The sequence below is a fragment of the Psychromicrobium xiongbiense genome, assembly GCF_030271165.1.
Lineage (GTDB): Bacteria > Actinomycetota > Actinomycetes > Actinomycetales > Micrococcaceae > Renibacterium > Renibacterium xiongbiense.
Genome location: NZ_JASSZH010000023.1, coordinates 1 through 4292 on the forward strand (window position 1 = coordinate 1; position 4292 = coordinate 4292).

The following is a 4292-nucleotide window of genomic DNA, read 5'->3' on the forward strand; positions in this document are numbered from 1 at the left end:
GTTGCTGGGGTGTTCCCGTGGTCGTCAGCTGCATAGTCGAGACGCCCGGTGAAGTAGTCGTGGTACCCCACGTACTGACGGCTTGCCTCCGGGATGTCATCACAGGCAACCCCGACGACGGCGATCCATGCCACGCCGCCGCCGGCCTGACAGAATCCGGTGTTCGACGAGGCGGGCGTGCCATCTGGCAGGTAGTACTTTTCCGTCTGGGTCACCGCGCTGGCATCCGTCATCACGGCCAGATCGTCCTGCCCACCCAGAGAGTTTGGATACTGCGCATTGGACCACCGCACCATGGCCGCATCGGTTCCGCTGCCCATAATCGGTGCCCAGAGACCAGAGGGCGAGTAGTAGGCCTGCGAGCCAACACCCTGGTGGTGGAGGCCAAGAGTGTGTCCCACCTCATGAGCGGCGACGTCGGCCAGTTCCTTGGGGTTTCCCGACATCAGGGTGGTGCTCACCCAGGCGAAGTAGTCGCTGGGGTCGCCAAAGCTCGGTGTGTGGGCTAGGCCGTCCGCGTCGTCGGCGTCATGGAAGTGAAGACCGCTGGAGAACATATCGTTGGTGTACAGCACCACGCCGCCATAACTCGGATCAACCAGAGAGTCCTTGCTGAGCGCTGTGGCAGCAGGTCGCACCGTGGTGACGTTGACGTCGAACGGCGAGAACAGCTCGGCCATCCGGTTAAACACCTCAGTACGCATCGCCACCGAGTCGTTGCCGGCCGGGTTGAAATCGATGGGTGCTGCGTAGGGAACGGGAGTCTGTGCAGCATCCTGAAGATGGCGTCCGCTGTTCCAATTGGTCCCGCTGAGCTCACCACCCTGGAACACCAACCAGATGGTCTTCAACGCACCTGGTTTGCTGCTCAAGGAGACGGGATGCAGGTCCGGTTTGGTGATCAGGGTGGGTGGCAGCGGATCCGGCGCCGGAGTAAAGGCAGCCGGGAGAAGCTGGGCTGGCACGGGTGCTGTTGCGAGCCCGGGAGCAGCCTGTGCAAGGGCGGGAGTGCCCACGATAAGTGAGGCAGCGAGCAACGCCGCCGCTAGAGACGTTCCGGCCCTGCGTGATCTCATGAGGCAACAAATCTTCCGATGGGGAACTAAACATAAATCTTGCTGGCGTACGAAGGGCACTGTGCGTCGCAAGAACTAACGCATCAGGCTGAACTCACACACATCAGGCATGTCAAAACTAAGTGGATTCATCTGATGGAGCATCACATGAATCGAGTGAAAACTAGTGACAGGCAACCGCCGCTACTACATCGTCCCGCCGTCGCATAGATCATCTCTCCCCCCCCCCGCCGCGAAAGCTATTGACGTGGGACCCAGCGGCAACGCCACCAAGGGGTGTCCCGGCGTCCGGAGCTAACTGTCATCGAAGTCTCCTGATCAGTCCAGTCGCAAGTGCGATCTCTCACCAGACTCGTTAGTGGGTGGACTCGATTTGCTACTGGGGGACCGAGTCCACCCACCCCCTTTTGGAGCTGCGCACCCCAGCCGCACCTGTTGGCTGGCCAGACTGCATCGATTGGGTAAGAACCCAATGTTTTCACGCTAGACAGCGCCGGAATTCGGCACATCACCCACATTGAGTGAAAGTAGCAACTCCGCAGAGCAGGAAGTTTCACTTGGTGTTGGAAAAATCACTGAGAGGCTACGCTTCATCCAGTGGTTGTGAAGCATGGGGGTGCAAACAGCAATATCTGAAATAGGGGGATAAAATAGAGACTCTGTATTTCGAGGCCAAAACGACCGCGCCCGAATTCGACAGAAAATTTGTACGGCGTTCCAGACACGTAGCAGCCCTGCAAGCCGGAGCATCCCGTCTGGTGACGGTGACCGCTCCCGCAGGCTACGGCAAGACGTCCTTCCTGGCGGAATGGCAGCAACGCGAAGAGCGCGCCACGGGATGGGTCACGCTAAGCTCGGCGGACAACGATCCTGCGTCGCTGGTCCACCTGATCGCACACGCCTGCGCGCCCTTCGCACCGGACATGGCGCCTTTTTCCGGCCGCATTCCCACCGCTGACGGTGCCATGTTAAGCCGCATTGCGCCGACCCTGGCGCGCGCTCTCTCGCGCAGCGCCAGCCCTTTCGTTCTCTTCCTGGACGAGCTGCATCTACTCGAGGACCTCGGCACTATTGACGCGCTCAATATTGTCCTGTCCGGAGTACCGGAAGGCTCCCAGGTAGTGCTGGCAAGCCGCCATCGCCCCCTCCACTATGTGCGCGGTGGTCTGGCGACATCGTGGACCCCAGTTACTGCCGACGATCTACGCATCGACCTCGCTGGGGCCGCAAGGATCGCCGCTAGCAGTGGAGCGCAGGTGAGTACCTCAGAACTCGGCGACTGGGTGGAGCAGTGCGGCGGCTGGGCAGCAGGACTGCACATGTACGCGATTCTCTCCCGGAGCACACCCTTCACCTCGCTGAGCAACGAGGCGGTGCTCTCGGAGTACCTCTATCAGGAATGCCTACGAGGTCTCCCGGTAGAAATACGTCGGTTCCTGCTCCGGACATCGATTCTGGACATACTTTTCCCAGATCTGTGCGACGCCGTTGATGAACGTTCGGATTCAGCACGGGTGCTCCGGGATCTAGAGGCGCAACAACTCTTCATCAGTGCCGATCGCAGCCGGAACTCCTACCGTCTGCATCCGCTGTTTCGCGAGTATTTGATGCGTGAATTGCGACTCGAGGCCTCAGCATCTGTCGCGTCCCTACACAGTCGCGCATCTCAGTGGTTCCAGACCAGAGGTCAACTGCCCGCTGCGATCGACCATGCGATTGCTGCCGAAGACTTCCCCACCGCCACGACCCTGGTGACTGTGGCCGCCATCGGAACCTACGAGGCCGGCCAAGCCGCGACGCTCGAACGTTGGATCAATGAAATCGGGGACGCACGCCTCCTATCGGTGCCCATAGCCGTCGTCGTGGTCACCTGGCTGGCCCTTCTGGCCGGCACCGATGCACAGGCCGTCAAGTGGTCCACCCTCCTCAGCGGAACAGCTGAGTCCGAGGGTGATGACGGCCCGTTGAGCGTGAACCTACCCTCAGCCAAGGCAATGGTCCGGGCCATCTTGATGAAAAGTGGCATGGCTGCCGCGCTGGTGGACGCCGAGTTCGCGGCAGCTGAGGAAACCGCCGGGAGCCCGTGGCGTGACCCTGCACTTCAGATCCTGGGCAGCACTCTGTTGCATAGCGGAGATGCAACTCGAGCCAGAGAGTTCCTTGAGTTGGCACTGCACACTGCCGATGCCCGGGGGAACCCTGCCACCGTAGTCATGGTCCACACAGAGTTCGCCCTGCTCGCCATCGAGTCCGGGAGCTGGAGGGAGGCTGAAGAACATGTCTCCGCAGCGCTACAGACCATCCAGACCGGCAGCATCGATGGCTACGTTATGTGTGGCTACGCACATGCAGCAGCGGCCTGTGTCGAACTCCACGCAGGTCACCGCGCAGTCGGTGAACAGTTGCTCATCGCCGCCATGACCGAGCGAGGCCGGTGCATGCGATCTGTCCCATTGATCAGTGTCCCCACCCGACTTCTCCTCGCCCGGGCGCACCTGATGATCGGCGACAATGCCACGGTACGGATGCTTCTCAGCGAAATCGACGACATGCTCCCGCCCGCCGGGGGACGGGAGCAACTGGATCAACGTATTGCCACCCTCCGCGCCGCCTTACGTCAGAGCGAACGGTCCGCCGGTTCGACGGGGCCGTCGACCGCGCTGACCGTGGCTGAGCAGCGGGTGCTCCCCTATCTGCAGACTCATTTGACGCGGCCTGAGATCGCCGAGCGGTTGTTCGTCTCCCGACACACGGTGATCACCCAGATCGCGTCGATCTTCCGAAAACTGTCCGTCTCCACTCGATCCGATGCTGTAGCCCGGGCGGTGGCTCTGGGGTTGTTGGATGAAGGCTCAGACAACACCGCGGACGACTGATCCGATGCTTTGCGCCTGACCCAGACAATGGTTAGAGCCTGGACTTCCCAGCAGTCAGGTATGCCTTAGCCTCCAGATCCACATGCCTGGAGTCGCCACCTACTTCTGCCGCCAACGACATGAGTGTGGTGCGGCCACTGAAGATGTCCCAAGGCCGCACCACACTCGTCGCTACGAGCTGTGCCGGGTCCGTCGGAGCAGCACCAAAATCCCGCCCAGCAGAATCAACAGCATTGCGGTACCGAGGATAATCCACGGGGCCACTGCCCCTGTAGCGGCAAGGTTTGGTTGCTCCACAACCGGAGCAATATAGCCGGCATCAATCGTCGGATCATCCGTC

General features: G+C 61.0%; 2 protein-coding genes. One reads left to right on the forward strand and one right to left on the reverse strand.

Features of this window, described 5'->3' with window-relative positions; genetic code table 11:
* A partial coding sequence (locus QQM37_RS09380) for a zinc-dependent metalloprotease (RefSeq protein WP_285726838.1) occupies nt 1–1076 on the reverse strand: 1076 nt, incomplete at its 3' end.
* A 659-nt stretch (nt 1077–1735) separates the two neighbouring features.
* Here QQM37_RS09380 and QQM37_RS09385 point away from each other — a divergent pair.
* Complete coding sequence (locus tag QQM37_RS09385) at nt 1736–3952, forward strand: winged helix-turn-helix domain-containing protein (protein WP_285726840.1); 2217 nt, start codon at nt 1736–1738, stop codon at nt 3950–3952.
* Nucleotides 3953–4292 lie beyond the last annotated feature (340 nt).